This is a genomic window from Bacillus pacificus (assembly GCF_020861345.1).
Lineage (GTDB): Bacteria > Bacillota > Bacilli > Bacillales > Bacillaceae_G > Bacillus_A > Bacillus_A pacificus.
Genome location: NZ_CP086328.1, coordinates 1,015,325 through 1,040,517, shown reverse-complemented (window position 1 = coordinate 1,040,517; position 25,193 = coordinate 1,015,325). Strand labels below are relative to the sequence as shown.

General features: G+C 36.1%; 29 protein-coding genes and 1 pseudogene. 6 read left to right on the top strand and 24 right to left on the bottom strand.

Annotated elements, in window-relative coordinates; all coding sequences use genetic code 11:
* Positions 1–3: 3 nt before the first annotated feature.
* From hrcA to gpr, 6 genes are all read right to left on the bottom strand, one after another.
* Positions 4–1,020: a heat-inducible transcriptional repressor HrcA gene (gene hrcA / locus LMD38_RS05410; protein WP_000954951.1), complete on the bottom strand. Its 1,017-nt coding sequence runs from the start codon at positions 1,018–1,020 to the stop codon at positions 4–6.
* 133 nt (positions 1,021–1,153) lie between these two features.
* Positions 1,154–2,293, bottom strand: coding sequence for a radical SAM family heme chaperone HemW (gene hemW, locus LMD38_RS05405; protein ID WP_062821268.1), 1,140 nt, complete (start codon positions 2,291–2,293; stop codon positions 1,154–1,156).
* Positions 2,294–2,345: 52 nt separating this feature from the next.
* A complete protein-coding gene (locus LMD38_RS05400) occupies positions 2,346–2,720 on the bottom strand; it encodes a winged helix-turn-helix transcriptional regulator (protein ID WP_001293546.1) in 375 nt (124 codons plus the stop codon).
* Positions 2,721–2,851: 131 nt separating this feature from the next.
* A complete protein-coding gene (lepA, locus tag LMD38_RS05395) occupies positions 2,852–4,675 on the bottom strand; it encodes an elongation factor 4 (protein ID WP_001030957.1) in 1,824 nt (607 codons plus the stop codon).
* Between the two features lie 210 nt (positions 4,676–4,885).
* Complete coding sequence (locus LMD38_RS05390; RefSeq protein ID WP_062821267.1) at positions 4,886–5,248, bottom strand: YqxA family protein; 363 nt, start codon at positions 5,246–5,248, stop codon at positions 4,886–4,888.
* Positions 5,248–6,351, bottom strand: coding sequence for a GPR endopeptidase (gene gpr, locus LMD38_RS05385; protein WP_000662630.1), 1,104 nt, complete (start codon positions 6,349–6,351; stop codon positions 5,248–5,250). The genes LMD38_RS05390 and gpr overlap by 1 nt, the downstream gene beginning before the upstream one ends.
* Before the next feature lie 181 nt (positions 6,352–6,532).
* Here gpr and rpsT point away from each other — a divergent pair, with 181 nt between their 5' ends.
* Positions 6,533–6,790, top strand: coding sequence for a 30S ribosomal protein S20 (gene rpsT, locus LMD38_RS05380; protein ID WP_001274011.1), 258 nt, complete (start codon positions 6,533–6,535; stop codon positions 6,788–6,790).
* An 84-nt stretch (positions 6,791–6,874) separates the two neighbouring features.
* On the opposite strand, the gene holA is transcribed toward rpsT, so the two are convergent.
* On the bottom strand, positions 6,875–7,885 hold the full coding sequence (gene holA / locus LMD38_RS05375; RefSeq protein WP_001279918.1) for a DNA polymerase III subunit delta: 1,011 nt from the start codon (positions 7,883–7,885) through the stop codon (positions 6,875–6,877).
* A gap of 345 nt (positions 7,886–8,230) precedes the next feature.
* On the opposite strand from holA, the gene LMD38_RS05370 reads away from it, so the two are divergent.
* Positions 8,231–8,365 carry a YqzM family protein gene (locus LMD38_RS05370; RefSeq protein ID WP_000997609.1) on the top strand — a complete coding sequence of 45 codons (135 nt, stop codon included), beginning with the start codon at positions 8,231–8,233 and terminating at the stop codon, positions 8,363–8,365.
* A 26-nt stretch (positions 8,366–8,391) separates the two neighbouring features.
* Here the strand turns inward: LMD38_RS05370 and LMD38_RS05365 are convergent, their stop codons facing one another.
* From LMD38_RS05365 to LMD38_RS05355, 3 genes are all read right to left on the bottom strand, one after another.
* Positions 8,392–10,713 (bottom strand): DNA internalization-related competence protein ComEC/Rec2, encoded by a 2,322-nt coding sequence (locus tag LMD38_RS05365; RefSeq protein ID WP_061184079.1) that lies wholly within the window; start codon positions 10,711–10,713, stop codon positions 8,392–8,394.
* A 14-nt stretch (positions 10,714–10,727) separates the two neighbouring features.
* Positions 10,728–11,285 (bottom strand): ComE operon protein 2, encoded by a 558-nt coding sequence (locus LMD38_RS05360; protein ID WP_000439783.1) that lies wholly within the window; start codon positions 11,283–11,285, stop codon positions 10,728–10,730.
* A gap of 63 nt (positions 11,286–11,348) precedes the next feature.
* Positions 11,349–11,948: a helix-hairpin-helix domain-containing protein gene (locus LMD38_RS05355; RefSeq protein WP_061184080.1), complete on the bottom strand. Its 600-nt coding sequence runs from the start codon at positions 11,946–11,948 to the stop codon at positions 11,349–11,351.
* 77 nt (positions 11,949–12,025) lie between these two features.
* Here LMD38_RS05355 and comER point away from each other — a divergent pair, with 77 nt between their 5' ends.
* Positions 12,026–12,853 (top strand): late competence protein ComER, encoded by an 828-nt coding sequence (gene comER / locus LMD38_RS05350; RefSeq protein WP_001020547.1) that lies wholly within the window; start codon positions 12,026–12,028, stop codon positions 12,851–12,853.
* A 171-nt stretch (positions 12,854–13,024) separates the two neighbouring features.
* On the opposite strand, the gene LMD38_RS05345 is transcribed toward comER, so the two are convergent.
* From LMD38_RS05345 to LMD38_RS05310, 8 genes are all read right to left on the bottom strand, one after another.
* Positions 13,025–13,774, bottom strand: coding sequence for a class I SAM-dependent DNA methyltransferase (locus LMD38_RS05345; RefSeq protein WP_061184082.1), 750 nt, complete (start codon positions 13,772–13,774; stop codon positions 13,025–13,027).
* Positions 13,771–14,127, bottom strand: coding sequence for a ribosome silencing factor (gene rsfS / locus LMD38_RS05340; protein ID WP_000653200.1), 357 nt, complete (start codon positions 14,125–14,127; stop codon positions 13,771–13,773). Before rsfS ends, LMD38_RS05345 begins: the two co-directional genes overlap by 4 nt.
* Positions 14,124–14,693 carry a bis(5'-nucleosyl)-tetraphosphatase (symmetrical) YqeK gene (gene yqeK, locus LMD38_RS05335; protein ID WP_001078362.1) on the bottom strand — a complete coding sequence of 190 codons (570 nt, stop codon included), beginning with the start codon at positions 14,691–14,693 and terminating at the stop codon, positions 14,124–14,126. Before yqeK ends, rsfS begins: the two co-directional genes overlap by 4 nt.
* Positions 14,683–15,252, bottom strand: coding sequence for a nicotinate-nucleotide adenylyltransferase (gene nadD, locus LMD38_RS05330; protein WP_061184083.1), 570 nt, complete (start codon positions 15,250–15,252; stop codon positions 14,683–14,685). The genes yqeK and nadD overlap by 11 nt, the downstream gene beginning before the upstream one ends.
* Positions 15,253–15,389: 137 nt before the next feature.
* Positions 15,390–15,683, bottom strand: a complete 294-nt coding sequence (gene yhbY, locus LMD38_RS05325; RefSeq protein WP_000955224.1) for a ribosome assembly RNA-binding protein YhbY — start codon at positions 15,681–15,683, stop codon at positions 15,390–15,392.
* A 5-nt stretch (positions 15,684–15,688) separates the two neighbouring features.
* A complete protein-coding gene (aroE, locus tag LMD38_RS05320; RefSeq protein ID WP_000812093.1) occupies positions 15,689–16,522 on the bottom strand; it encodes a shikimate dehydrogenase in 834 nt (277 codons plus the stop codon).
* 15 nt (positions 16,523–16,537) lie between these two features.
* Positions 16,538–17,644, bottom strand: a complete 1,107-nt coding sequence (gene yqeH / locus LMD38_RS05315) for a ribosome biogenesis GTPase YqeH (protein WP_000140795.1) — start codon at positions 17,642–17,644, stop codon at positions 16,538–16,540.
* A gap of 3 nt (positions 17,645–17,647) precedes the next feature.
* A complete protein-coding gene (locus LMD38_RS05310; protein WP_000765306.1) occupies positions 17,648–18,160 on the bottom strand; it encodes a YqeG family HAD IIIA-type phosphatase in 513 nt (170 codons plus the stop codon).
* A 247-nt stretch (positions 18,161–18,407) separates the two neighbouring features.
* On the opposite strand from LMD38_RS05310, the gene sda reads away from it, so the two are divergent.
* A complete protein-coding gene (gene sda / locus LMD38_RS05305; RefSeq protein WP_000850094.1) occupies positions 18,408–18,563 on the top strand; it encodes a sporulation histidine kinase inhibitor Sda in 156 nt (51 codons plus the stop codon).
* Between the two features lie 146 nt (positions 18,564–18,709).
* Here sda and LMD38_RS05300 read toward each other — a convergent pair whose 3' ends face one another.
* Together LMD38_RS05300 and sigK are read right to left on the bottom strand one after the other, a co-directional pair.
* A complete protein-coding gene (locus tag LMD38_RS05300; protein WP_062821266.1) occupies positions 18,710–19,498 on the bottom strand; it encodes a phosphatidylserine decarboxylase in 789 nt (262 codons plus the stop codon).
* 290 nt (positions 19,499–19,788) lie between these two features.
* Complete coding sequence (sigK, locus tag LMD38_RS05295) at positions 19,789–20,502, bottom strand: RNA polymerase sporulation sigma factor SigK (protein WP_000051382.1); 714 nt, start codon at positions 20,500–20,502, stop codon at positions 19,789–19,791.
* Positions 20,503–20,760: 258 nt separating this feature from the next.
* Between sigK and LMD38_RS05290 the strand changes: the two genes are divergently transcribed.
* Positions 20,761–20,991 carry a hypothetical protein gene (locus LMD38_RS05290; protein WP_000667453.1) on the top strand — a complete coding sequence of 77 codons (231 nt, stop codon included), beginning with the start codon at positions 20,761–20,763 and terminating at the stop codon, positions 20,989–20,991.
* A 65-nt stretch (positions 20,992–21,056) separates the two neighbouring features.
* Here LMD38_RS05290 and LMD38_RS05285 read toward each other — a convergent pair.
* Together LMD38_RS05285 and rpmG are read right to left on the bottom strand one after the other, a co-directional pair.
* A pseudogene (locus LMD38_RS05285) lies at positions 21,057–21,737 on the bottom strand (YcdB/YcdC domain-containing protein); the annotation flags it as partial.
* Between the two features lie 209 nt (positions 21,738–21,946).
* On the bottom strand, positions 21,947–22,096 hold the full coding sequence (gene rpmG / locus LMD38_RS05280) for a 50S ribosomal protein L33 (RefSeq protein WP_001265617.1): 150 nt from the start codon (positions 22,094–22,096) through the stop codon (positions 21,947–21,949).
* A gap of 337 nt (positions 22,097–22,433) precedes the next feature.
* On the opposite strand from rpmG, the gene LMD38_RS05275 reads away from it, so the two are divergent.
* Complete coding sequence (locus LMD38_RS05275; RefSeq protein WP_000456217.1) at positions 22,434–23,084, top strand: GTP pyrophosphokinase; 651 nt, start codon at positions 22,434–22,436, stop codon at positions 23,082–23,084.
* Between the two features lie 55 nt (positions 23,085–23,139).
* Here LMD38_RS05275 and LMD38_RS05270 read toward each other — a convergent pair whose 3' ends face one another.
* Together LMD38_RS05270 and LMD38_RS05265 are read right to left on the bottom strand one after the other, a co-directional pair.
* On the bottom strand, positions 23,140–23,607 hold the full coding sequence (locus LMD38_RS05270; RefSeq protein WP_016718506.1) for a hypothetical protein: 468 nt from the start codon (positions 23,605–23,607) through the stop codon (positions 23,140–23,142).
* Positions 23,608–23,661: 54 nt separating this feature from the next.
* Entirely contained in the window at positions 23,662–25,047 is a 1,386-nt protein-coding gene (locus LMD38_RS05265; protein WP_061184087.1) for an alkaline phosphatase, read from the bottom strand.
* Between the last annotated feature and the right edge of the window lie 146 nt (positions 25,048–25,193).

Below are 25,193 nucleotides of genomic sequence, written 5' to 3'. Positions count from 1 at the left end.
TTTTTATTTTTTTAGTCCATCTGTAATTTGCCTTGTAAATAACTGCAACAAACTAATTACACGAGAGTATTGCATTCTCGTTGGACCTAAAATTGCAATTGTTCCAACCTGTTCTTCTCCGATTGAATATGTTGCAGAAATTAAACTGCAATCCTCCATAGCCGTTGAAGAGTTTTCCCTACCAATTTTCACTTGAATACCAACTTGTTTATGACGCAAAATATCATAAAACTCAGCTTCGTTATCAATCATGGTAAGTAAAGATCTAACTTTTTGAATGTCATGAAACTCTGGTTGCGAAAGCATATTTGCCTTCCCTCCAAAGTATATCTTTTCCGATAACGGAACTTGAAATGTACCATCCAATATTTTTATTGCACTATCGTAATTATGAACATACCCACGCAATACCGTAACAATCTCCTTAAAGATTTTATTATGGAGTTCCGACATTGGTACGCCCGATAGCTTTTCATTTAAAATATTAACCATTTTTTCTAAATCTGATAAATCAACAGATTCCGGAACGGTAATCGTTTTGCTTTGTACATGCCCTGTATCCGTTACAATAATAGCGACTGCAGTTTGACGATCAAGCGGAACAATTTGTACGTTTTTAAGTTTATTTGTGCTTAACTTCGGTCCAAGAACAATGGCCGTATAATTTGTAAGCTCTGATAAAATTTGAGCTGATTGTTGTGCAATCTTTTCCGCTTCAAAAATTCTTTCAGCAAATAAATCTTTAATTTGTACAATTTCATCGTTCGGTAAATTTTGCGGCGCTAAAAGATGGTCTACATAAAATCGATATCCTTTTTCAGAAGGAACACGTCCAGAAGAACTATGCGTTTTCTCAATAAATCCTAGTTCCTCTAAATCAGCCATTTCATTTCGTATAGTAGCTGAACTAAATGTAATTTCATCTTTTTTAGCCAACGTCCTTGACCCAACAGGTTGCGCTGATCCAATAAAGTCATCAATAATTGTTTGTAAAATTAAGAGCTGACGTTCCGTAAGCATCTCATCATCACCTCTGTTAGCACTCTTTGTCTTCGAGTGCTAAATCTATTAATAACTTACCAAAATTGACATTCAATTGTCAACGGAAACGTCACGAAATAATGAAACTTTTTCACGTTAATGGAACATTTAATTAGTCAATCAAAAATGATTGGAATACTTCATTCCCTAATAATTTTCCTTTTCGCGTTAAACGAACATATCCATCGCTCTCTTCAAGCAATCCTTGTTCTTGGTTGTTTTGTAACTGCTTCGCGAAAACTTGATCCATTTCCATATTAAATTTCTTTTGAAACGCTATTTTAGATACACCTTTTGTTTTTCGGAGTCCTAAGAACAACTCTTCTTCCATTTTTTCTTTCTCCGTCACCACATGAACATCTAAATACGGAAATCCGGTTTCATCGATCTTATTGAAATATTGCTTGAGCGGCCCTACATTTTGGATACGTTCTCCATTTACATAACTATGCGCTCCAGCTCCAAATCCATAATACTCTTCATTATTCCAGTATGTGAGATTATGTCTACTTTCATTATTACCTTTTGAAAAATTACTAATTTCATACTGGGTATAGCCATGTTTCTCCATTTCATCCATTACCATTTCGTACATTTTCGCTTCATGGTCTTCACCTGGAAGTCTTAATTTCCCTTTATTCATTAAGTTATAAAATACTGTTTTCGGTTCCACAATTAATGAATATGCCGAGAAATGTTGTACACCAAGCGTAAAAGCAATGTCTAATGTTTCTTTTACATCTTCTATCGTCTGTCCTGGCAGAGCATAAATAATATCTACATTTATATTTTTAAAGCCTATTTCCTGCGCTTCTCTAATTGCTACAAACGCATCTTCTCTCGTATGCTTACGTCCAATTTTCTCAAGCAATTCATCTCGAAATGTTTGCACCCCAAAACTAATTCGGTTCACTCCACCTTCTAGCAATACATTTAATTTCTCTTTCGGCAAATCACCTGGATTCGCTTCAAATGTTAATTCACAATTCGGGGCAAACGGACGTAAACGACGATTTATAATATCTAATAATTTCTTTGTCTGTTCCATATTTAATGCTGTCGGAGTTCCCCCGCCAACAAAAATCGTTTTCATACTATCAAACGGTACCTTTTGAACTGTATTTATTATTTCTTTCTCTAAATACTCTAAATATTGATCGACCGGCTGGCGTTCAATAAACACTTTATTAAAATCACAATAGTGACAAATATGCTGACAAAACGGAATATGAATATATGCAGCTTGCACCAAAAATAACTCCTACCTTTCTAAAAAGAAAACCTCCGCGCTCGGGAGGCTTCTTTTACTTCTCTAACGTATTACGAATTTGTTCCATTCGCATTTTTCCCCAATCATACATCATTTCAACGATTGGTAAAAGCGACATGCCTAATTCCGTCATATAATATTCCACTCGCGGAGGAATTTCTGGGTATACTGTTCGATCAACAATCCCATCTTCCATTAACTCTTTTAATTGGTTTGACAAAACTTTATGAGAAATGCTCGGAAATAATCGTTGTAATTCACTAAAACGATGAGGCCCTTCCACACCAAGATGCCATAATATTACAACTTTCCACTTTCCACTAATAATAGAAAGCGTCAATTCCTTTTCACAATTAAAATTGCCATTTTGTATTTTTTCTTGAATATCTTTTCGAATATTTTCGGACATTAACAAACTCCTAACTCTATATGAACTAAAAAGCTCTCTCACTATTGTAAATGAGAGCTACTCAGATGTCTAAAAAGTAATTATACGTAAAAAAGAAGTCGCATAAACGACTTCTTTTTTCATTCCAACTATTAGTTGTCATCCATTTTCAGTACAGCCATGAATGCTTCTTGCGGTACTTCTACAGAACCAACAGACTTCATACGTTTTTTACCTTCTTTTTGCTTATCAAGAAGTTTACGCTTACGAGAAATGTCACCACCGTAACATTTCGCAAGTACGTTTTTACGCATCGCCTTAATTGTAGAACGCGCTACAACTTTGTTTCCGATCGTCGCTTGAATTGGCACTTCGAACTGCTGTCTTGGAATTAATTCTTTTAATTTTTCTACGATTACTTTACCACGGTCATACGCTGAATCACGGTGTACGATAAATGATAGAGCATCGACTTGCTCAGAATTTAAAAGAATATCCATTTTCACAAGTTTAGATGGTTTGTAACCAATTAACTCATAATCAAATGATGCATATCCTTTCGTATTTGATTTCAACTGATCGAAGAAGTCATATACGATTTCTGATAATGGGATTTCATATGTCAATGTAACACGCGTTTCATCTAAATATTGCATATCAATAAACGTTCCGCGTTTACCTTGGCAAATTTCCATTACAGCTCCAACATAGTCATTCGGAACCATAATTGCCGCTTTAACAAATGGCTCTTCAACACGATCAATTGTCTGTGGATCCGGCATATTAGACGGGTTATCGACAATCATGTCTTCACCATTCGTTAAGAATACTTTATAAATAACACTTGGCGCTGTTGTAATTAAATCAATTTTAAATTCACGTTCAATACGCTCTTGAATGATTTCCATATGAAGAAGTCCTAAGAATCCACAACGGAAACCAAATCCTAGCGCTTGAGATGTTTCTGGCTCAAACTCAAGAGCAGAATCGTTTAATTCTAATTTCTCTAGCGCATCACGTAAGTCGTTGTAACGTGCAGAGTCAATCGGGTACAGACCACAGAATACCATTGGATTTAATTTACGGTAACCAGGTAATGGCTCAGCTGCTGGACGTTTCGCATGTGTAATCGTATCACCAACGCGTGTGTCACCAACATTTTTAATCGATGCCGCTAAGAAACCTACATCACCTACTGTTAACTCATCACGTTGCGTAGTTTTCGGTGTAAACACACCTACTTCTGTTACTTCAAATTCTTTTCCAGTTGCCATCATACGTACTTTATCGCCAACTTTTACCGTTCCATTTACAACACGGATATACGCAATTACACCGCGGTATGGATCATATAAAGAGTCAAAGATCATACATTGTAACGGTTCTTCTGAATCACCTGTTGGTGCTGGCACTTTTTCAACGATTTGTTCTAGAATCTCTTCGATACCAATCCCAGCTTTTGCAGAAGCAAGTACAGCTTCTGATGCATCTAACCCAATTACATCTTCCACCTCTTGGCGTACACGCTCTGGGTCTGCACTTGGTAAGTCGATTTTATTAATAACCGGTAAAATTTCTAAATTGTTATCAAGCGCTAAGTATACGTTCGCTAACGTTTGCGCTTCAATACCTTGCGCTGCATCTACTACAAGAATTGCACCTTCACAAGCCGCTAAACTACGAGATACTTCGTACGTAAAGTCGACGTGTCCTGGTGTATCAATTAAGTGCAGAATATATTCTTCGCCGTCTTTTGCTTTATAGTTTAATTGTACTGCGTTTAATTTAATTGTAATACCACGCTCACGCTCTAAATCCATAGAGTCAAGCAACTGAGCTTTCATTTCACGTTGTGTTAACGCGTTTGTTTTCTCTAAAATACGGTCTGCTAACGTTGACTTTCCGTGGTCAATATGAGCAATGATAGAGAAATTACGAATTTTGGACTGTCTTTTTGCTCTTTCTTCTTTGTTCATCTATGTTCTCAACTCCTAATAGTCTCGCCAATATACACTAGCACTGATTATATCAATAGAGCAGCAAAGATTCAATGAAAACTCGTGCTGCTTACGATACAAATCATTCTATTTATATCTTATGCGAACAAACCATAAGAGACAAACCTTTTTCAAATTAAAGAACGGCTGTCTTACAAACCTGTAAAACAACCGTCCTCCGTTTGACTCTTAACTAAAAAACCCTTTTACTTTCCCAACAACTATATCTGTTCCAAACTTTGTTATTTCATAGGCAACGCTTGCTATCGCCATACCCATTCCTTCTACAATATTAAAACTTTTTAAGCTTTCTAATTGTTTTTGTTTTTCAGTAGCGGAAAACGAACTCTCCAAAGTTTCTGATTCAGTGGCCTCACCTTTTGTTCCTGTCATATGAGCGATTTGTTCATACGACATTTGCTGATAACCTTTCATACTTTTCAACCCATGATTTGCAAGTGCCACCCCTGCTATTACCATAAGTAAGCATATAGCCACACTACATATACATAAAAGCGAAAAGCGACTTACATGATTATCGTCACTTCCCATCAATGTGTATATGCTCCTGTATTATCTTGGTCAATTTGATGATGCAGCGCTGCATTTAAACCACTTGCTATTACATTTGCCATATCCTCTATGAAGGCATCTACTTCTTTCGGAGTCACCATTAAATTATGACCAAGAGGAGATAACACTTCATAAATTAATTTTCTCTTCTCTTCATCTCCCAGTGTACCTACAGCACCTAAAAACATATTCCGGCTCTTTTCATCCGGCATATCCTCTTCTGTTAATTTTTTCTTTTCTCCAAATGTAAAACCAGCCGGCAACAAAGATCGGGAAGGTTTATTTCCTTCTTTCATCTCCCGGCCAAAATGTTTCAAAATAAAATCAATTGTATCGCTTGTAATCGAAACGGCATCCACCACAGTCGGAACACCAATTGCGATAACAGGAATACCTAATGTTTCTTTACTGAGTTCCTTACGTTTATTCCCAACACCCGACCCAGGATGAATTCCTGTATCAGAAATTTGTATCGTACTATTTACCCTTTCAATAGAACGAGCAGCTAATGCATCAATTGCAATGACAAAGTCTGGTTTTGTCTTCTCAATGATTCCATAAATAACATCGCTCGTTTCAATCCCTGTAATCCCCATTACCCCCGGCCGAATTGCACTAACAGGCCTAAACCCTTCTTCTACACTTTCAGGCTGCAATTGAAACAAATGTCTCGTTACCAATACATTTTCTACAACTATCGGTCCAAGCGCATCCGGCGTTACATTCCAATTTCCAAGACCAACAATTAAACAACTCGCTTCTTTCGTAACGCCAACCTCTTCTAAGAAATAAGAAAATTCTTTTGCAAAAATACGCTCTACTTTTTGTTGCAGCTCCGTATCTTGTTGACGTATACCTTGTACTTCAAGCGTTAAATAATTTCCAGGTTTTTTACCCATCGAGTCAGAGGCAGCTTCATCAATTGTAACTTTTGTAACGGTAATACCTTCTTCTTCCCTCTCTTTTACAATAACGCCTTCTATCCCTTTTTGCTCTTCTTGACGCTCTTGCAGCATTTGATGCGCCTCTACAGCAAGGTCCGTTCTAACACTATATTTACTTAAATCTAATGGTTCTTTCATCGTATCTCCTCCGTCATTCATAGTAAATATCGTTAGATTTCCCAAAGTTATATAAGGTCATTCTTTCCTTTACGTGAAATTTCATAGATATACTATTGCAATTCTCTTCACCGTTTGATAGAATATCACTTGTTCTATGTTAAGAATCGAGTCATTCGATTGCACCAGGGAGGTGAAAAGTATGGCAAACATCAAATCTGCTATCAAACGCGCTAAACTTAGCGAAGAGCGTCGTGCACATAACGCTTCTATCAAGTCTGACATGCGTTCTGCTGTTAAAACTGTAGAAGCTTTAGTTACTAATAACGATCTTGAAAATGCTAAAGAAGCTTTCAAAACTGCTTCTAAAAAACTTGACAAAGCAGCTCGTAAAGGTCTTATCCACCAAAACGCTGCAGCTCGTCAAAAATCTCGCTTAGCGAAACAAGTAAACGCGTAAGGCGTTTAAAAAACGATCCATTCGGATCGTTTTTTTATATACAAAAAAGTTCACGCTCTTAGCACGTGAACTTTTTTTGTTTCATCACATATGATTTAACCGCATTAAGAAAAACTCGAGCACAAGTTTCTTATCCATTTTTCCCGTTTTCATACTATAATCAGCTTCCGCTAATTCCATTATCACTTTTTTTAATTCTTCAAAAGAGAAAAACTTCGTTTGATTCATCGCTAATTTTACACGATATGGATGCACACCAATATGAGACGCGATTTGATTTTGACCGTAACCACGCTGCTGTAACTCTTTCACTTGATGCAGTAAACGGAATTGACTTACTAATAACGCAAGCAATTTAATAGGTTCCTCCTGCTGCGTAAATAATCCATCCAAAATTTGCATCGCACCCGCGATATCTTTTTTCACCACTTTTTCTGTCAAAGCAAACACATTTTGTTCAACTGATTTTGGCACAAGCTCTGCAACGAGTTTCGGTGTAATATCTCCGCCCATACCGACATATAACGTTAACTTGTCCATTTCCTTCGCCAACATCGTTACATTACTTCCCACAAGCTCTAACAACAAACTAACAGCCGCATGATCAATATGCACATGCACTTCATCTGCCCGAGCAACAATCCACTTCTGAACATCCTGCACTTGCATTGCATTCGCTTCTACTACATCCGCTGTTTTCTTTAATAGTTTTGTAATTTTTTTTCGTTCATCCAGCTTTTCGTAAGGCGCAACAAAAACAAGAATAGAAAAGGGAGAAGGTTCCCCAATATATTCTTCTAAAATTTTTATATTTTGTTCTAACTTTTCTTTTTGTGAAGTTAAAAAGAGTGGTGATTTTATTAATAACACTTTACGTTCTCCGAAAAAAGGAAGTGTACGTGCATCCTCAACCACATCTTCTAAATATGCTTCTTCTAAATCATATGTCACAACATTAAACTCGCGATCTTCCTCTTCAAGCGCTTCTGTTGTAATAAGCTTTATCGTTTCATTTATAAAAAACGCTTCTGTTCCATATAGTAAATATAACGGAGCAAACTGCTTCTTTTTAATCTTTTTATGTATATCACTCATACTTTTTCCTACTCCCTAACTTGGCAATATATATTTATACTAATGCCCTAGCTTTTGTTTTACAAGTACAAAGGAACAGGCAATATAACCCGTCCCTTTATTTATATTAAACGCCACGCAATAAGCCCCGGGTTTCTTATTGGTGTGCGGTAATCACCTTCCCTTTATTATTCGCAATAAAAATTCGAGTATAAGTGCCAACTGTTAACATGCTTGGAAACAAAAATTCACATTACTTCATGATCTAAAAGTAGTAAAAACGCTATATTTCTCTTCATATGGAAATTGTAGATTTTTTTCTGACAATATTTTATACTAAAGTGGAATGTTGGGGAGGGATTCTAAATGAATGATTTTGAACAAAACGTTCAAAGTAAACGCAATGACGCTATTGATTCAGGGGTAGGATTTATCGTCTCATTTGGTTTTTTCGCAACACTTTTCATCATTGCAACTGTTATTAAATTTATCGGTTCTTAAAGACTGCTGCTTACTGGCAGTCTTTTTTATCTATTATGTGTTTCATCATATGTGATTTTGCTGCGAAAGGTTCCGTTTTCCCCTTTAAAAACATAGGAGATAGCCCCTTGCTTATCCGTACGCCATATTTCAATCCCCCTCTTCTCAAAACGCTCTATAACGTCCTTATGAGGGTGCCCATACCTATTACGCTCACCGACAGAAATAACCGCTATATTAGGCTGTACGACGCTCAGAAAAGGCGTTGTAGATGACGTATTACTTCCATGATGAGCAACCTTTAAAACATCCGCTCGCAACTCTGGATACGTAGCTACTAAAAACTTCTCGCCTTCTTCTTCTAAATCACCTGTAAACAACCACGTTAGTCCTCCTAATTTTGCCAACATTACAATTGAAGCGTTATTTTCACTGCTCTCCTTTCCTGTTGGCGCTAATACGAAAAATTCCGCTCCATTTATGCTCCAACTTTCTCCTTCTCTCACTTCTCTTATTTTCACTTTCTTTTCTAAAGCCTGTTTCTTTACTATTTTTTCTAATTCCGCATCTTGTTCCTTTCGACCAAATACAACTTCTTTTACGGTTATATTTGATAATAACTGTTGCGCAGCACCTATATGATCCGCATCTCCATGCGTTATAATTAATTTATCGATCTTTTTAATACCTTCCTTTTGTAAATAAGGAATCAAAATATCATTTCCGACAGAAAATTCATGCTTTTTCCGTTGCCATTCTTCCTTGTTTGGCCGAATTGTTCCACCAGTATCAATAAGGTAAATCTCTTGATCATACGGAAGGCGAATTAATATTGCATCTCCCTGTCCAACATCGAGAAAGGTAACACTCCCACTTTCTCGAAAATACGGATATACATAATGGCATGTACTGATAAAAAGAAATACGCCTGCAGATATAAACAGAATTCCCTTCGCCATTCGCCTTTCCCAAACCATCAATATACTAATAATACTCACGCAATATAAGACCACAAGAAGTATAGACGTTTGTCCGAAATTAAGACGGGTAAATGGTAAGTTTTCACAATAACTTAAAAAATCATTAGAAAGATTCAAACCTATTGATAGTACATTCGCAAGCCTTTTTGCAAGAAACGGGATGACCGGTATACATATCAAAATAACAATACTGCACGGCAATACAACGAGAGATAAAAACGGAACGTATAGGATATTTAAGAAAATACTATATGGAGAAAAATAACCGAAGTGATATAACAAAATCGGAGTACTAACGAGCTGTGAAATGAAAGAAATATAAATAGAATTTCGAATTACTCCATTACCACTCTCTAGTAAAAGCGGGGCAGATAAAAGTAAAGCAAAACTACCGACGAAAGAAAACTGAAAGCCAATATTAAACACGAGATATGGATCAAATATAAGCATACATATAGCTGTTATACTTAAAGCATCTAAGCTAGATAAACGAATAGAACACATAAAAGCAATTAACATAAAAACTCCTGTTATAGAAGCTCTTATAACAGATGGTGACGCTCCTGCTAAAATCATATACAGAGGAATACAGAAGATAAGACATACCGTTGCTACCTCCCTTGTCACACCACTTCTTAGCAAAATAAAATACACGATTACCATTAACAATACGATATGCGATCCTGAAATCGCCAATAAATGCACGAGACCGAATTGTTGATATTGCTCTTCAACTTCAAATGTCATTTGTTGTCTATCACCAAATACTAACGCATTCATAAAAGCGCCTGATTGCTCTGGAAACATTTCTGCAACTTCTGAGATTGCTTGTTGCCTCAAGAGAAGAATCCATTGCACGAGTGACAACGATGTTTTATGGCATTCAGAAATATATGTAGCGTCCAATATGAAATGAATATTTTGCTTATATAAATAATCACGATAATTAAACCCATGGAAATTCCGAGCTATTTGCGGTTCTTTCCTCTCACCTTCGAATACACATGATACTCCTGCATGTAATTGTCGCATTTGTTTCTTTTCCAAGGCTGATTTCATTTTGTAACTTAACTGCACTATATTTTTATTCTGATCTTCAACTTGAAATGAGAGGCGATCTCCGTTAATAAGAGGTGTATTATGTATCACTCCTCTTGTAGCTTCGTAGGACTCTCCCAGAGGCTTGTTTTGCCCTTGAACATACGTGGTGTACATAGCGCCACTTAAACACGCTACCATACAATAAAAGAAAGTTTTACGCGGAGTACGATACAAACAAAAGAAAACATTTAGAACGAGACAACAAGTCAGCCATACAACTGAAGAAGAGAAGGCAATTGCAATCCCTATTATAAATGAGATTGCAACATAGCCCCATTGTCCTTGCAACTCATACTCACTCCTTATAGCATCATTTTTGCTTTCGTGAATACATGCTGTAATTCTTCCATTGATAAGTTCTCTTTTTCTAAAGATGCAAATAGTTCTTTTAACTCCATATGACGCTTTTGATCCTCTAATGCTGCAATATCATATTCTAGTGGAACGTGTTTCACCGTTACATTCGCTTTTTCAAATAACTCTACAGCATACGGATGATTTTTATAATCCTGTGCATAATAAACTGCTGTAATACCACTTTGAATAATCGCCTTACAACATTGTAAACAAGGAAAATGCGTAACATAAATTTCCGCTTCCTCCGTTTTCACGCCAAATTTTGCACACTGTAATAAAGCATTCATTTCTGCATGAATTGTACGAACACAATGATTATCAATAACGTAGCATCCATCATCTATACAATGTACGCCACCTTTAATTGAACCATTATATCCACCAGCAATAATTCGTTTATCACGAACAATTGTCGCTCCTACTGCAAGCCTTGTACATGTACTACGTAAAGATAACAAATGGCTTTGCGTCATAAAATATTGATCCCATGAAATTCGTTCCATATTCTTCACCTACTTTTTTGTCTACTTGTAGTGTAGCGAATGAAGAAAAACTTCGTCAATCTTTTACGGAATAATAATTTGATCTTTTATTTTCTCCAAAGACTTCACACCAATCCCATCAATCTCTAACAAATCTTCTATTTTTTGAAACGGACCATGTTCCTCTCGATATTTCAAAATACTTTCTGCTTTCCGAGAACCAATACCTGTAATTTTTTCAAGTTGTTCTTTAGAAGCTGCATTTATTTGAACTTTTCCCTCTCCCTTTGAAACAGCAGCTATTTCTTGCACTTGTTCGTTTTTATTCGGTACATAAAGAAGCATTTGGTCTTGTACCATTTGCGCTAAATTTACCTTCATCCTATCTGCCTCAGGCAAAAAACCACCTGCTTTTTCAATGGCATCCTTGACCCGGTCCCCTTCTTTCATTTCATACACCCCTTCTTTAACAACAGCCCCTTTCATATCAATTACAATTATTTTTTTCTGCTGCTTTGTATCCGATATTTTCGGTTTACTTTTCTTCTCCATATCTTTCGCTTGAACATCCGTTGCAATAGCTGATCGCTCTGTATGCTCGTTCGTTTTCCAGAAAATAAGAAAAAGCACAGTTCCAATAATAGCTGCTAATCCTAACCATTTCTTTGGAAAATCCCACATCATTTTTCACCTCTAATCATAAATTTATAACATCATTCATATTGTTTAGGAGAAAGCTGTTACGAAGGAGGGATGAAACATTGAACATAGGAATTATAGGGACAGGAAACATGGGGAATATACTAATCGATGCATTTTTAGAAACCCGTGCTGTCAAACCTTCGTGCCTTACGATCATTAATCGAACGCCCGCCAAAGCATATCATATAAAGGAAAAATACCCTTCTGTTCATATAGCCAAAACTATTGATGAGGCAATCGAACGATCACATCTTATTTTTATTTGTGTAAAGCCGATAGATATATACCCAATCTTACAAAAATACGCTGAACATTTTTCTGATGAAAAGTGCTTAGTTTCTATCACAAGTCCAATATCTCCATCACAATTAGAGACACTTGTACCTTGCCATGTTGCTCGTATTATTCCGAGCATTACAAACCGCGCCCTATCCGGCGCATCACTATTTACATTTGGAAGTAACTGCTCTGAAGAATGGCAACAAAAACTATTTCGCTTATTCAAAAACATTTCTACTCCCCTTGTAATAGAAGAAGATATAACGCGCGTTTCATCTGATATAGCAAGCTGCGGCCCTGCATTCTTTAGTTATTTATTACAATGTTTCATTAATGCTGCTGTAGATAAAACAAATATTACACATGAGGAAGCCACTACTTTAGTAAGTGAAATGGTCGTCGGAATGGGGAAACTACTCGAAAAAGGGATTTTCACATTGCCTACTTTACAAGAAAAAGTATGTGTGAAAGGCGGCGTTACAGGAGAAGGCATTCGGGTTTTAGAAGAACATGTTGGGGATATGTTTCATAAATTAATCGAGCGGACACACGAGAAATTTGATGAAGATTTAAAATGCGTTGATCAGCAATTCAATAAACACACATAATAAATACGTCATCGTCATTCCAAATCCTTTTTATAAATACTTAATTTTTTACATTACACTTTCACTTAAACTAGCATTTTTACACTTTACTTATATCATCTTCTTATTATCCTAGAACTAAAATTACAGCTTCTTTACAAAACAAAAGCAACCTTCTCGGTTGCTTTTGTTTTATCCGTTTTTCTTCGCCATGAAGAAAATACGCTCTGTTTGTTCTGTAACTTCAAGTCGCTCAAAGTCACCAGTTACACGAAGCACTGTAAAACCAGCTTCTTCAAGCCATTTCGTTAACTCTTCAACCGGATATGCACGTTGTACGTGACATTCGTCAAAACGATGGTACACATCTTCTTCTGGGTCTTGAACAAAGAATGTTAAATCATGTTCTACACTGTTTGAATCTTCACCAGGGAAGCAATTCCAAATAAGAGATATTTCTTCTCCATTCACTGTGTATGTTTCATTTTGAAATACATGATGTATTTTATATAAAGAATGTACATCAAATAAAAACAAACCATCTTGACGTAAATGATGAAACACTCTTCGGAATGTTTCTTGCACTCCATCTTCTTGCAATACATAGTTTAATGAATCACAAAAGATCGTTACACAGTCAAACTCACCTGGAACATCAAGCTCTCGCATGTCTTGTTGGTAAAAAGGAATAAAATATCCTGCCTCGCCTAGTTTTTGCTGTGCGACTGCTAACATTTCTTCCGAAAGATCGACACCGATTACATCGTAACCCTTTTGTACAAGCGGAAGCGCTACATTACCAGTACCGCATGCTACATCAAGAATCTTCGCCTCTTTCACATCCGCTTGCTGTAAGCTTTCCTCTGTGAATTCCACCCATTTATCATAGGGGACATCATTCATTAGTTCATCGTACAGCAACGCAAATTGCTCGTAGTTCATTGGCCTAACTCTTCTGTAATATCTTCACGTGGCACATCGCCCCATAGACGCTCTAAATTATAGTGATTACGCTCATCTTTATGGAATACATGAGCAACTACATCTCCAAGGTCAACTAATACCCAGCGAGCTTCGTCAAAACCTTCCATACGTTGTACGTCGATTTGGAACTCGTGTGCTTTCGCTTTAATTTCACGCGCAATTGCTTGCACTTGCTTATCTGAGTTACCGTGACAAATAATGAAATAATCTGCAATTGGTGAAATACCTTGCATATTTAGGACAACCATATCTTCCGCTCTCTTATCATCAGCTGCTTTTGCTGCTAATACTAATAAATCTTTATCTTTCATTTACTCATTTCCTCCTTGATAACTGCATTGTATGTTTGGAATGTTAATGGATAAATCGTTTGATCTTTTTCCATTAAAAATTGAATTGTTCTCTTTAGCGCAAATAATAAAGCTTGATCTATATCCGTATATGCGAGTTTACGAGCTTCCTCCACCCCTGGAAACTTTCGCCCAGGCTCAATGTAATCAGCTACATAAATTACTTTATCTAACATCGTCATTTTCTCATGACCACTTGTATGATATGTAATAGCTTGCAGGATTTCAGGATCTGTAATACCTACTTCTTTTTCTACTAAGTATGCCCCAACAGGTGCATGCCATAACTCTTTGTTATAACAAAGTAAATCTTTCGGCAAATCTTCACTTTTAATGATCTCTTCCATCTCTGAAATCGCTCTACACTTCGCATAATCATGAAATATAGCTGCAACTTCAGCTTTTTTTTCATCCACACCGTATAACTTAGCAAGTTCAATTGCTGTTTCCATTACACCAATTGTGTGTATATAACGTTTTTCATGCATTTGTTGTTTCACAATATGAAGTGCTTTCTCACGATTCATACAACCCATTCCTCTCGATATATACCTGTACTTTTTCAGGAAGTAAATATTTACATGTTTTCTTCTCTTTATATCTCTCACGTAATAAAGATGAAGAAACAGCAAACTCCGGAATTTCCACAGTAGTGATAGGATAAGGTGTATGCAATGTATACCCAGGTCTTGCAACCCCAACAAACGTTACAAGATCAAGTAACATTTCAATGTTATACCACTTCGGCAAATACTCAACCATATCTCCACCAATAATAAAATGAAACTGCACATCCGGATGCTTCTTCGTCAATTGTAGCATAGTGTCATACGTATAAGATGGGCCCTTCCTGCTTAGCTCTTCTAAACAAATAGAAAAATGTTCCTCTTCCTCAGTCGCAAGCTCTAACATTTGCAAACGACTTTCTACACTTGTAATATTCCGCCCTTGTTTATGCGGCGGAATTTGGTTCGGTAAGAACCATACTTCTTCTAAATTCAAAGCATGATATACTTCATTTGCAATGAGCAAATGTCCATAATGTGGCGGATCAAATGTACCGCCAATGATGCCAATTTTCCTCAAAAGAAACGCCCCTTCCTTTTACGTACAGCAACTCTCTTCATTCCTAACAGAAGAGAGTTGCTATTAATAAAAGTTCAATTGGTTTCGCTCTCTACATCATTACGCATCAACGATAAAAATAGCGCATGCTAATCTTTTTATCGAGGAAGCTTAATTTGTTTATTTTCTCTTGACTCTTTGTATAAAACGATTGTGCTTCCAATTACTTGAACGATTTCAGCACGTGCACCTTTTGCAAGTTCTTCTGCAACTTCACGGCGATCGAATTCACAGTTTTGTAGCACACTTACTTTAAATAGCTCACGAGCTTCTAAAGTATCTGCGATTTGTTTAATCATATTTTCATTTACTCCGCCTTTTCCTACTTGAAAAATTGGTGTTAAATGATGTGCCTGTGCACGTAAAAATCTTTTTTGTTTTCCTGTTAACATATATGTTAGCCTCCAAGCTTTCTTATAACTAATTGTTTCATTCGTTCGATATTTGGCGTACGCCCTGTCCACATTTCAAATGCAAGCGCTCCTTGATAAACAAACATATCAATACCATTTTGAATCATTGCACCTTGCTCTTTCGCCTCACATAAAATTTTCGTTTCAAATGGATTATAAATTATATCTGATACAATCGTTCCCTTATTCAACGAAGAAATTTGTAACGGCGTATGTTCGACGCGTGGATGCATACCTATTGTTGTCGTCTGAATGATAATATCATAATTCCCTTGTTCTTCTGTTGCTTTCTCTAGCGATAAAGCAACAGAATGGACAGTAGCCTTACATGCAGTAATAAGTTCCTTCGCCTTATCTACCGTACGATTCGCTACATCAATCTCTTTCACACCTACATCAGCAAGTGAAAAATAAATAGCTCGACTAGCACCGCCTGCGCCAAGTAATAAAATACGTTTCTCTTGAAGTGGTTCACTACTAATGGATTGCAGTGCTCGGACAAAACCAATTCCATCTGTATTGTAGCCAATCAATTTCCCATCCTTATGAACCACCGTATTTACTGCACCAATTTGTTTTGCTAGCGGGTCAATCTCATCCAAATAATCCATAATCGCAACTTTGTGCGGAGTTGTTACATTAAATCCTGAAATACCTAACGCTTTTAAACCTCTTACTGCTTCCCCTAGCACTTCCTCTTTAACAAGAAAGGCATGATAATGGGCATCCATATTCAAGTGTTCAAATGCATCGTTATGCATAACGGGTGATAATGAATGTCCAATTGGATTTCCGATTACACCATATAATTGTTTCATAAATCCCTCTCCATATTAAATTAAAGATTTACGCAATGAAACACTTACTCCTTTTGGTACGTGTGCAACAATTTTTGCTCCCGGTTCGTTCACAGTAACCCATCCTAATCCAGAGAATACAACATCCGTTTTTGGTTCACGAATATTAAACTCGTATTTCACTAGCTCTGGCATATTTTCTAATTCTTCTGGTGTTGGCGGGCTTAGTAAATCCCCTGCATGATTTTTATACAATTCATCTGCTTTCTCAAGCTTCGTACGATGGATTGTTAAACGATTTGAGAAGTGACAAGTAAATGCGCGACGACCGCCACTTACGTAATCAAAACGTGCCAGTCCGCTAAAGAACAATGTTTGTTCTTCATTTAATTGGAATACCATCGGCTTAATTTCTTTTGTTGGTGTAATAAGCTTTAAGCTTTGTTTTCCAACATAATGAGCCATTTGATGGTGGTTAATAATACCTGGCGTATCATATAAAGAAGATTCTTCGTCTAACGGGATATCAATTAAATCAAGCGTTGTTCCTGGGAAATGAGATGTTGTAATTACATTTTCAGTCTCATCACTAAATTCTTTAATCATACGATTAATAAATGTTGATTTCCCTACATTTGTACATCCAACAACGTAAACATCTTTTCCGCCGCGGTAATACTCAATCGCATCTGCCAGCTCAGCAATCCCTTGTCCCTTTGCTGCACTAATTAAAAAGACATCTTCTGGCTTTAATCCTAGCTGCTTTGCACTATAGCGCATCCAATGCTTTACTTTATCATGTTTTACTGACTTAGGAATTAAATCAGCTTTATTCCCAACAAGTAATACTTTATTATTTCCCACGAAACGATGTAAGCCAGGTAACCAGCTACCATTAAAATCAAAAATATCTACAATCTTAACTACTAACGCATCTGATTTTCCAATACCGTTTAGAATACGTAGGAAATCATCATCTGTTAATGATACATCTTGAATTTCGTTATAATGTTTCAATCGAAAACAACGTTGACAAATGACTTGTTCTTTTTCTAAAGATGAGGCAGGAGCATATCCCACTTCATTTTTATCTTCTGTTTGAATTTCTACACCGCAACCAATACATTTAATTGTTTCAGTCAAACTTTATTCCTCCCAGTTAATTAAACCTTTTTTCTTCATGTTTCTCATGATTCTTCGTTCAATTTTTCGATTAAAGCGCGTTACTAATCCGTCCGTTTGTGCTACTGGTACAACTAAAATTGTATGAAGTCCAACTCGGTTTCCACCTAGCACATCCGTTAGTAATTGATCTCCAATTACTACAACTTCATCTGGCTGCAACTGCATGTCTTGTATCGCACGCTTAAACGCACGGACAAATGGCTTACGTGCACTATGAATAAATGGAATGCCTAATGGATCAGCAAAGTCTTTCACTCGTTGCTCATTATTATTTGAAACGACCGTTACTTGAATGCCTTGCTCTTTCATTTTCAAAAACCATTCTTCAAGTTGTGGCGTTGCATTTGGACGATCCCATTCAATTAAAGTGTTATCTAAATCAGTAATAACACCTTTAATTCCACGTTTTTTCAAATCTTCTGGTTGAACATGATATACATTTTTCACATATTCATTTGGTAAAAATAGTTTCAATTTCTTTCACCTCTTTGAGGAGTTTTCATAAAAATTTTTCGACAACATATTTCGATATATGGCCTGTGGATAAAATTGTACACATTTTCCACATTAATTTTTCAGTTAATTTGGAATTTACTAACAATCTATACACATTTTATCCACCTAGGTATGTGGATAACCACTCGTTTGTGACTGTCATATTTTTTTGGTACATTAAATGCAACAACGAATCAATCCTTATATTATTAGGAGGTGACTCACCTTGAAAACAAAACATATGGAACAGTTATCTACTGAGTTACTCACTGAGTCTTATTATAAAGCAAAAGAACTAAAATTAAATCCCGACTTCATTTTACTTATAAAACAAGAAATTATTAGACGCTCATTAGAGGACAAGCTCGTCAAATCGTCTTGATTACATATAAAGTGAAATTTTAAGTAACTAACTTGTAAAAAGAGCCATCCTGCGATGGCTCTCGAATAAACAAGTACTCCCATCTAGGGAATTTCATCATTACGCATCTTTGTCCATAAATCTTGCTTACAGTTATAAAATCTTTTTTACTTATGAGCCAATCGAGTAGCAATTTTTTCACCAAGGCGAAGTTCTTGTCCACTCTTCAATTCTTGCGCTACTTCTATCATATCTTTTTCAAACAATAACACAACCGTTGAGCCGAATGTAAAGTATGCCATTTCTTCACCTTTTTGAACAGTGTCTCTTTCATGCAGCAGCTCAATACTATTTACAAACATAGCTCCTACTTTTACAAGCGCCATATGTTCACCGTCACTATTCACTTCTGTAACAGAACGATAATTTTTTGACAATGGTTCTTTCCCGTATTCCATACCAGCTGCATTTACCGGATATGATTTTCTACCGAGTACAAATCTTTCAGTCACAGAACCAGAAAGCGGACTATGAATACGATGATAATGACTTGGGCTTAAATAAATAACCATGTATGTACCACCTGCATATCGCTGTGCACGTTCTTCATTACCTAGCATATCCACAATCGAATAACGCTTGCCTTTAATATCAAATGTTTTTGTCTCCTCAATAGGACCGTGATCAGCAAAAACACCATCAACAGGACTAACAATACTCGATGCAGCTGTATCAATACTACGCTTTCCTTCTTTTAGCTTACGCGTAAATAATTCATGCAATGTTCTATATTCCTTCAAACCCTTTTCCATCTCATCTTGATTAATTTGAAACACTTTCGCATACGATGGAATAATGATAGAGCTTAAACGAGATTGTGCAAATTTACGTAATATATAAGAAGTAAAACGACCATTTGTAAGTTCGATCATAAGTCGATATAATGTACGTCGCAAATTGCGGAACCTCCTAATTAGTCTATAACTTTAGCTTTCCCTTCTTTTCCTCCTATATCATATGTAAAATTGGTTCTTATTCCCACATATCATATAGAACTGTTTCAGTATAGATGCAGAAAGCTAAGTATGGTATTATTCTTAAATTGTTTAGCACCTTCTAATATTACAGATAGAATCCGTCATTTTCAACAGTGAACATGGATTTCTTCTGAACACAACTCTTTTTCTTTCCTTATTTACAAAAAGAAAAGCAGCCCATTTTAAAATACGGCTGCTTGCAATGTACATTATTCTTTTGCTTTTTTCTCTTTCTCTGCTCTTACAAATTCATGGAACATTTTCATTAAAGCGCGCTTTTCAATTCTTGATACGTAGCTTCTGGAAATACCAAGCGCCTTTGCAATCTCTCGTTGTGTTTTCTCCTTATCAAGCCCCAGTCCAAAACGCTTCACGATAACTTCTTTCTCTCGTTCGTCTAAAATATCGATATACTCTTTAATCTTTTCTAACTCCATACTCAGCTGGATCATATCAATTACATCTTCAGACTCTGATTTTAATATATCAATAAGCGATATTTCATTCCCCTCTTTATCTTGCCCGATTGGGTCATGAAGTGAAACGTCCTTTTTCGTTTTCTTTAGTACACGTAAATGCATCAAAATTTCATTTTCAATACAGCGTGCTGCATATGTCGCAAGTTTTGTGCCTTTTCCTGCTGAATAGCTCTCGATTGCTTTAATGAGCCCGATTGTACCAATTGAAATTAAATCTTCTGCATCTTCCCCTGTGTTTTCAAATTTTTTAACGATATGAGCTACAAGCCGTAAATTATGTTCAATTAACAGATTCCTCGCTTGAGCATCACCTTGCTCCATTAACTCTAAGTACTTTCTCTCATCGTCTGATGATAACGGCTGCGGAAACGCATTGTTCTTCACATAAGAAACAAAAACAAACACTTCTCGAACCATATATCCAATTGCGGCGAATAGACTCAAACCTTTCACCTCCGCCAAAATAGTGGTCTTTACTAAGTGTATGTGGGCGTGAGGTTGTTTGTGTCTGTACGATATCATTCCCATATGTTTTTAAGCATAATAGTTGTTTCATAAAGCTTCACTACGTATACTTAAACAAAAGATTGGAGAGTGAAATATGAAATATTTCATTTCCCTCTTGTACCTGAGTAGCTTGTAAGAGATGAACTCCTTGTACGCTCTTGCAAGCTACTTGTACTACAAGGAGGGATTACAAATATGAAATTTGAAAGAACACGTGCTTATACAAGACACCAACGTCAACGTACAATGCGTCGAAAAATGAATATTGCAAAACACGCATGGGGATATACTCCTGAAATTGCCGGTATTTTTGCAAAAGGAAAAGTTCACTGTTCTTGTGGAATGTGTACAATAAAGTGGAGAACAGAAGGACCGCCTGCTAGTGTACAGAAGTGGTTATATAAAATTGATACATACGAAGAATAATCGTTCTTTCTAAAAAAAGGTCTTCTCTCGAAGACCTTTTTTCCCTATTTAAAAGTTTATTTACTCCAAAGTTTCTCCCCAGTATGCGCATCAATAAACGCATGACTTGGATCTGGTTCATATACAAGATGGTACCCTTTTACTTCTTCTCCATTTTCATACTCACATGAGGAGTGTGTTAAATCTACAAATGCAAGTCTCATATCTTGTCTAGCCTTCAAATTTTCTAAGACGACGTTCTCCTCAACAATATCACTTGGCCATAACGGTTTTTTCTCGATAGCTTTTTGTCCATTATAATGAAAATGCATCACATCACCTAATGGATGTACTAGCACAACACACCCCGTATTCGGCAATGGATAGCCATTCACTTCTTGCATATAATTTACTTCTTTCCAACCGCGCCAATCATCCTTAACAGTTACATATGTATAAAATTCATATCCTTCTTTTGTATATTTTTTTAAGAATGTATTTGCAACCTCTCTTGCTTTATTCTCTTCTATCGCTTCCTTACCGCTCGAAAAAGCTTTTTCATCCTCTATCCTAAAGTCAATTAAATTACCAGTATGTCTATTCAACGTAATCTGTATTGTTCTCTCCCCATCCCCTTTATGTTCCCACCATAATAGATGATATGGGTCATCCACACCTTCTTGATCATCTACAACAAGCCTATAATCATCTGGAATGTCAATAATATGAGCCACTTGCTCTTTTCTTTCTTTATCTTTTTGATTCATCATACCGCTCCCTTTATTACAATTTAAGGTAATTATAACAAACAAAAGAAATATAAAGTGAAACTTTAATCAGCCCTCACCAATCGGGATTTTACTGGCAGTAAGACCCCCACCTACCTTCTTTGCTTTCGCTGAATTTTGAGGTAAGAGTCTTACTGTCCGGCAAATAGCGGGATAAACGAAAAAAGACTAGAGATATCTCTAGTCTTCTACTTCGTTTCACGATGTAACGTTACTCGCTTTAATCGTGGACAATATTTTTTTAGTTCGATGCGCTCTGGATTGTTTCGTTTATTTTTTTTAGAAATATAATTACGATCACCGCACTCTGTACAAGCTAATGTAATATTTACACGCATATGTAATTCTCCTTTCTTTTAAAGATCGCAAACTAAAACGTAATGATTACGATTTAAATATTATATAACTTCATTCTATTTGTCAATTGCAAAAAAAGACAAAAAGCTGAAACAATTAGTTCATACGAAATTCACACGAATCTATTACTATAGAAATTGTACATAGTGAACTTATTAACAATCACGTTTATTTATATAAAATTTTATTTGAAAGGAGTTGAAAGTATGAAAACTAAATATCGTTTTATGATCTCATCATTTGCTGCTTGCGCCTACATGATTTGGTGTTTAGTATAATAACAACCTCACTTGTAAATAGGAAAAGGTGTGTATATAAATGGAATATAATCAATCAACAGTTAACTACTGGAAAGCTTTTGTACTACCATATACATTTGCTTTAGAAGAGTTAAAAACTAAATTTGAAATTATGAACCGGGAAGCCCAATTTTTAGAGGATTACAACCCGTTTGAACATATAAAAACAAGATTAAAACAACCTGAAAGTATTATTAAAAAGCTTGAACGTAAAAATTTATTACCGACAGTTGAAAATGCGCAAACGCATTTACAAGACATCATCGGCATTCGTATTACATGTTGCTTCGTAGAAGATATCTATCATTTGAAAGAAGTTATTCAAAAGCGTGAAGATATGGAAATCATAGAGGTAAAAGATTATATCGCTAATCCAAAACAAAATGGATATAAAAGTTTACACATGATTATTAAATATCCTTTATCACTGAATTCTGGTACAAAAGAAGTCTTTGCAGAAATTCAGTTACGTACGCTCGCAATGGACTTTTGGGCAAGTTTAGAACATAAACTTTATTATAAATATGAAGGGAAAATACCTGAGTATTTAAAAGATGAACTACATGATGCCGCAATGAAAGCTGAAGATCTTGATAATAAAATGGCAACCATTCGCCAAGATATTGATGATATCGAGGCATGCTCAGATCAAATTATGTTACCACTATAAAAAAAGGTTCTCGCCAATGAGAACCTTTTTTGCGCTATTTACGGAAAGTTTCACTTTATTTCTTCTCTATCGTGCGAACCTCTTCAATTTTCCAGCCATCCTCTTCTTTTCCAAGTGCATACTGTACTTTCTTCTGAATAGTGACCTCTCCTTCTATTTCCTTTTCTTTTGTTTCAACAACAACATATCCTGCTTTACTAGCTTTTATGTCTATATGTTCCAATTCAATTTTTTTATTTCCCTTTTGAAAAGCTGCTTCTTTTTGCGTTTTTAAGTCTTCAGCACTAGGCATGTTCTTTGAAAATAACTCCATATGTTCAGTAAGATTTTTTTCATTTGTCGTCCGTACAAATTTCTCTATCACACCTTGAATCGTTTTCTCTTCTTCTTTCGTTATTTGTACCTTTCCTTCAGCTTTTGTAGTAGTAGCTTTTTGTTCTATCTGATTCTCTTTGGATTGACATCCAACTAGCAATAATACACCTATTAGAAAGGATACTATCCCTATGAAAAAAGCTCTCATCTTCCCATCTCCTAAAAAGAAAAGTGAGGCATTTCGCCTCACTTTCGTTTATAATTAGCGTCTTCCTTTATTCGGGTCGCCACCGCCAACAATATCAAAGACACGCTTAGCGATATTTGTATTCTCTTGAACGCCAGAGAACAAGTATTTACCAGGGCCAAATGCATATACGTTTACATCTTCACCTGTATGTCCACCTGTTGTCCATCCTGTAACCGAACGCTTATTGAAAATATCTTCAATCGCATTATCAATCTTTGTTACATCTTTTGAAGGAGCAATATCATTTACCGCTTTAATTTCTTCCGGTGTTAATTGTAAATCAATATACTTTTTCAATGTTTCTTCTACATTTGCACCGTTTGCAATCTCATTTGCCATAAAGTCTGGTGTGCGTTTTGCAGCTTTAATTGGATCTACTTTAAAGTTATACTCACCATTTGCACCTAAAGATAATCCACCAGTAGCGTGGTCTGCCGTTGCAACGACTAACGTATTTTTATCTTTTTTCGCAAACTCAATCGCTGCTTTAAATGCTTTTTCAAAGTCTTCCATTTCACTCATTGCGCCAACGATATCATTATCATGTCCTGCCCAGTCAATTTGACTTCCTTCAACCATTAAGAAGAAACCTTTTTTATTTTTGTTCAAACGCTCAATTGCTGCATTTGTCATTTCTTCTAATGAAGGTGTTTTATCAGTGCGATCAATCATTTTATCTAAACCGCCTGGTGCAAATAAACCAAGGATTTGATCATTTTTATCATTTAACAATTGATCTCGATCTGTTACGTAGCTATAACCAGATTTCTTAAACTCTTCTGTAAGATTGCGATCTTTTCTAACAAAGTTTTTTACGCCGCCGCCAAGCATAACATCTACTTTATGCTTCCCTTTGATTTTCTCATCAAAATAATCATTTGCAATTGCGTCCATATTTTTACGACTAATGTCATGCGCACCGAAAGCAGCTGGTGTAGCATGTGTAATTTCAGAAGTAGCAACGAGTCCTGTCGATTTCCCCTTTTCTTTCGCTTGTTCAAGAACAGTTTTCACTTCTGCTTTATCATTATCAACTGCAATTGCCGCATTATATGTTTTAATTCCTGCTGACATAGCTGTTGCTGCAGATGCAGAGTCTGTGATATTTTCATGTTCATCTTCTGGATATGTCTTTTGTGTTCCTACAAGATGCTTATCAAACTCTGTAGATTCCATCTCAAAAGTTTTTGGATTATCTTTCATATAACGGTGAGCTGTCATATATGAAGGGCCCATACCATCTCCAATTAACACAATGACATTTTTAATCTTTGCATTGCTTCCGTTCTCATCTGCACTCACTTCATTAGAACGTGTAAAATTCCATGTTGCTACCGAAGTAACTGCTAATGATGCCACAACTGCAAATGGCCATGCTTTTTTCACAAACTTTTTCACTGTCTTGTCCCCCTAATTAGGTTATTCATTTCCCACTATCAAATTTAATAGAAGACTATTAAGAGAAAATTAGTTATATGTAAATTTTTTGTTAACTTATGTAAATATCAGTTATAATTTGTATAAGTTTGTCTTTTTATATCAAC